This window comes from Roseisolibacter sp. H3M3-2 (assembly GCF_029211165.1).
Classification (GTDB): domain Bacteria; phylum Gemmatimonadota; class Gemmatimonadetes; order Gemmatimonadales; family Gemmatimonadaceae; genus Roseisolibacter.
The window spans coordinates 1-4,605 of sequence record NZ_JARGEK010000371.1 but is presented as its reverse complement, the minus strand read 5'-3'; the positions used below and the strand labels follow the sequence as shown (position 1 = coordinate 4,605).

Below are 4,605 nucleotides of genomic sequence, written 5' to 3'. Positions count from 1 at the left end.
AGTGGTCGGTGACGCGCGCGCTGGTGCCGTACCTCGCGCCGCCGCTCGTGGTGGCGGCCGCGCTGGCGGCGGCCGCGCTGCGCTAGCGCGACCCCGACGGCGCCGCCGGCGCGCCGAGCGAGGTGGGGAACCCGCTCCGCCTGTGGCCGGCCGTGCAGATGGCGGTCGCCTTCCAGCTCGCGCTGCTCGCGATCCCCGCCGTCGAGCGGTGGCTGGGGAGCGCGGGGGTGCTGGCGTCGGCCGCGGTGCTGGGGCTCACCGACGTCGACGCGCTCACCGTCTCGATGAGCCGCCTGGGCGCGGGCGGCGCCGGCGGCGGGGGCGTCGCGCTGGCGGCGCGCGCGATCGCGGTCGGGATCCTGGCCAACACGCTGCTCAAGCTGACGCTGGTGCTGGCGCTGGGCGGCCCGGGGTTCCGCCGCCCGGCGGGCGCGGGGCTGGCCGCGCTGGCCCTCGCGAGCGCCGCGGGGCTCTGGCTCGGCGCCGCGTGGGGGTGAGGGCGGCGCGCGCCCGACGGTCGCGCGCTTGACGCCGGCGCCCCGCGGGCGCAGCGTCGGGCATCCTCCACCGGAGCCCGCGCCCGTGAACGTCCCCGACTGGCATCTCCGCGGCCACGTGATCCTGGCCTGCAACTGCGACTACGGCTGCCCGTGCAACTTCAACGGGCTCCCCACCACCGGGAAGTGCGAGGGGAACTGGAACTGGCACATCGAGGACGGGCGCTACGGCGACGTCCCGCTGTCGGGGCTCGCCTTCAGCGTCGCCGTGAACTGGCCGGGGGCGATTCACGAGGGGGGCGGGGAGGCGCTCGTCGTCCTGGACGAGCGTGCCGACGACGCGCAGCGGCAGGCGCTCGGCACGCTGCTCTCGGGGCAGGCGGGCGGCCCGTGGAAGATCATCGCCACGACCATCGCCGCGGTGCACGGCCCGGTGTTCGCGCCGATCGAGGTGTCGGTCGCCGGCCTCGCGAGCCGCGTGCGCGCGGGCGAGTACGTCACGCTGGACCTGGAGCCGGTGCGCAACAAGGTCACCGGCGTCGCGGTGCACCCGCGCGCCATCCTCCCCGAGGGGTTCGTCTTCAAGGAGGGGGACCTCGGCGCGTCGTCGACGTTCCGCGTCTCGGGCCCGGTGAGCTTCGACCACACGGGCCGCTACGCCGCGGCCGCGCCGTTCGCGTACCAGGGGCCGTGAGGCGCGCGTGACCGCGCGCGCCGCGCCCGACCGCGGCACGCTGCTGCTCGGCGGGGCGCTGCTGGCGGTCGCGGCGTGGGCGTGGCTGCTCGTGGTGCGCGACGCGCGCGCGATGTGGATGCCGGCGCCGCGCCTGTCGGCCGCCGAGGGGGCGCGCTTCACCCTGCAGTGGGGGGTGATGATGGCGGCGATGATGCTCCCCAGCGCGCTGCCGATGCTCCTCCTCTACCGCACCGTGCGCGGGCGCCTCGCCGCGCAGGGGGAGCGCGCGGCGCCGCCGTGGGCGTTCGCGGGCGTGTACGTCGCGCTCTGGCTGGCGACGGGCGTGCCGGTGTACGCGGCGCACGTCGGCGTCGCGGCGGCGCTGGCGCGCTGGCCGCGCCTCGACCCGCTGGCGGCGTACGCGGTGGCGGCGACGCTCGCCGCGGCGGGGCTCTACCAGCTCACCGCGGCCAAGCGCGCCTGCCTGCGCCGCTGCGAGTCGCCGCTCGGCTTCCTCATGCGCCGCTGGCGCGCGGGGTACGCCGCCACGCTGCGCCTCGCCGCCGCGCACGCGGGGTGGTGCGTCGGGTGCTGCTGGGGGCTGATGCTCGTGCTGGTCGCCGCCGGGGCGATGAGCCTCCCGTGGGTGGTGGCGATCACGCTCGTCGTGTTCGCGGAGAAGGCGCTGCCGCACGGCGGGCGCACGGCGCGCGCGGTGGGCGTCGCGCTGCTCGCGCTGGCGGCGGCGGTGGCGCTGCGCCCGGAGCTCGCGCTCGTCGCGCGCGGGATGCCGCCGGCGCACGAGACGAAGCCCATGGACGACATGGCCGGGATGCCGGGCATGTGACGGGTCAGCGCGCCGCGAGCAGCCGCCGCAGGTTCTCGGTCGCGGGGCCGATGCGCGCGGCGGCGTCGCGCAGCGCCCCGAGCCGCGGGTCGCCGGCGGCGGCGCCCATCGCGAGCACCGACGACGAGTAGGTGCGGCAGCGGCGCAGCCACGGCCCGACGCGCGGGTGCCGCGCCCACCGCGCCCCGTTGGCGAACGACGCCGCCCACATCGGCACGACGTCGTCCGGCACCTCCGGCGACGCCACCGGCGCGCACAGCGCGTTGCGCTCGGCGTCGTCGCCCCCCAGCGCCTCGACGGCGCCCACGACCGACGCGCTGAACACGGGCTGGCACCAGCTCACCATCAGCAGGTGCACCGCGTCGCCGTCGAACACCGGCAGGCGCGGCGGCGGCTGGAGGGCGGCGGCGCTGCAGTCGACGTACAGCGTGTCGGGCGCCGCGGGCACGGTCCCGCCGTCGAGCACGAGGCGCGTCGGCTCGACCGCGCGCAGGCGACCCAGCCGCACCACGTCATGGACCTCGCGCAGCCGCGCCGCCTCGGCGCGCGACACGATGGCGCAGCGCCAGGTCGTCGGCTCGACGGCGGGGTCGAGGCGCAGCGCGAGGCCGGCCGCCTCCAGGCGCGCGAACAGGTCGCGCGCCGACGTCGCCGCCGCGGCCGCGTCGAGCTGCGCGGCCAGCCGCGCCCCGGTGTCGGCGAGGTGCGCGACGCCGGCGCGGAAGTTGTCGCGGTCGTGCAGCCACGGGTCGCGCGGCACCACCCAGCGGATCCGGTCGGCGGGGGTGCCGCGCTCCAGCAGCCAGAGGCAGGCGTCCATCCCCGTCTTCCCGCCGCCCACCACGGTGAAGCGGTCGTGCGCGTCGGCGCGGGCGGGGAGCGCGTTGGGCGCGACGCACGCGACCCCGGGCGCCACCGCGTAGCGCGGCGGGCGCGCGGCCGGGATCTCGGTGCGGGCGTGGGTGGCGTCGACCACCCGCCGCGCCCGCACCGTCCGCGCGACGCCGTCCGGCCCCGTGAGCCGGTGCGTGCCGTCGGCGGCGCGGGCGTGCGCGTGCCCCGGGAGCCAGGTGACGCGCCCGGTGGGGAGCAGCCGCTCGTGCAGCAGGCGCTCGAAGTACGCCAGCACCTCCGCCCCGGTGGCGCCGCGGTCGAGCGGGGTCGGGTCGTCGGCGGCGGCGATGGGGGTGGAGGGGACGCCGTACCAGGCCGTCGGCAGGTGCAGCCGCACGAACGGGTAGGCGTCGCGCCAGTGCCCGCCGGGGCCGTCGCGGCGGTCGGCGAGCACCACGCGGGCGTCGGACTCGGCGAGCAGCACGTCGACGAACGCCAGCGCGGCGGCGCCGGCGCCGACGACGAGGTAGTCGGTCTCCAGGGGGGCGGGGAGCACGCGGGGACGCTACGGCCGCCCGACGCGGCGCGCGAGCCTGGATGCGAGCGCTTGACCCCGCCCGCGCGTACAGGACATTCCGGGACCGACGCCCCGACCCGGACCTCCCCGGAGCCCCCGCCATGCCCGTCCCCGCCCGCCGCGCCGCCCTGGCGCTCTCCCTCCTCGTCCCCGCCGCCGTCCGGGCGCAGCCGGCGCCGCGCGCCGCCGGGCGCGCCTCCGCCGAGCAGGTGGCGCAGGCCGAGGCCGACGCGCGCTACGCGCAGCCGCCGGCGCCGATCGCCGAGTACTTCAAGCGCGACGCCAGCTTCGCCGTGCTCGACGCGCCGGCGCCCGGTGGGCGGTACTTCGCCGTGCCGCGCGCGACGCAGCTGTCGTCGCTCGCCCTCATGTCGCGCCCCACGCTGCGGCTGGCCGAGCTGGAGCTGCGCCCGGCGACCGACCGGCTCTGGCACCTCGACACCTTCGGGGTGCGCGCGCTGCAGATCTACGACCTGCAGGAGCGCCGCTTCCGCGACGTCGCGCTGCCGGCCGGCACCTTCGTCAGCGACTGGACGTGGTCGCCCGACGGGGCGCGCCTCGCCTTCCTCGCGCACCTGCCGTCGCACACCGAGGTGTGGACGGCCGACGCGGCCACCGGGCGCGCGCAGCGCGTGAGCGACGCGCGCGTGCTGGCGACGCTCGGCACCGAGGCGCACGTCGACATCTCGCCCGAGGTCGAGCAGCGCACGTCGCGCATGCTGCAGTGGACGCCCGAGGGGACGCTGCTGACGTTCGCCGTGCCGGCCGACCGCGGCGCGGCGCCCGCCGAGTCGCGCGTGCCGGCCGGCCCGTCGGTGCGGCTGTCGCGCCCGACGCCGACGCCGACGCGCACCTTCAGCAACCTGCTGCGCGACCCGCACGACGCGGCGCTGTTCGAGCACTACACGCGCGCCCAGCTGGTCGAGCTGGCGCCCGGCCGCGCCCCGCGCCGCCTCGGCGAGCCGCGCATGTACGAGTCGATCGCGCTGTCGCCCGACGGGAAGCACGTGCTGGCGCGGTGGGTCGAGCGCCCGTTCTCCTACCTCACGAGCTGGCGCGGCTTCCCGTCGCGCGCGGCCGTGCTCGACCGCGCGGGCGCGGTGGTGGCGCAGGGGGAGCGCCTCGGGATGCGCGAGGTGGGCGGCGACGGCCCGGGCGGCGGGGGCGGGGGGGG

General features: G+C 78.7%; 4 protein-coding genes and 1 pseudogene. 4 read left to right on the top strand and 1 reads right to left on the bottom strand.

Features of this window, described 5'->3' with window-relative positions; translation table 11 throughout:
- The first annotated feature begins 122 nt into the window (after nt 1-122).
- The 3 genes from PYV61_RS21290 (at nt 123) to PYV61_RS21280 (ending at nt 2,020) form a co-directional block, all read left to right on the top strand.
- Nucleotides 123-497 carry a DUF4010 domain-containing protein gene (locus PYV61_RS21290; protein WP_275835426.1) on the top strand — a complete coding sequence of 125 codons (375 nt, stop codon included), beginning with the start codon at nt 123-125 and terminating at the stop codon, nt 495-497.
- A gap of 85 nt (nt 498-582) precedes the next feature.
- Nucleotides 583-1,191: a DUF1326 domain-containing protein gene (locus tag PYV61_RS21285; protein ID WP_275835424.1), complete on the top strand. Its 609-nt coding sequence runs from the start codon at nt 583-585 to the stop codon at nt 1,189-1,191.
- Between the two features lie 7 nt (nt 1,192-1,198).
- On the top strand, nt 1,199-2,020 hold the full coding sequence (locus PYV61_RS21280) for a DUF2182 domain-containing protein (RefSeq protein ID WP_275835422.1): 822 nt from the start codon (nt 1,199-1,201) through the stop codon (nt 2,018-2,020).
- Between the two features lie 4 nt (nt 2,021-2,024).
- On the opposite strand, the gene PYV61_RS21275 is transcribed toward PYV61_RS21280, so the two are convergent.
- Nucleotides 2,025-3,410: an NAD(P)-binding protein gene (locus PYV61_RS21275; RefSeq protein WP_275835420.1), complete on the bottom strand. Its 1,386-nt coding sequence runs from the start codon at nt 3,408-3,410 to the stop codon at nt 2,025-2,027.
- Nucleotides 3,411-3,532: 122 nt separating this feature from the next.
- Here PYV61_RS21275 and PYV61_RS21270 point away from each other — a divergent pair.
- Nucleotides 3,533-4,605: pseudogene (locus PYV61_RS21270) on the top strand (hypothetical protein); the annotation flags it as partial.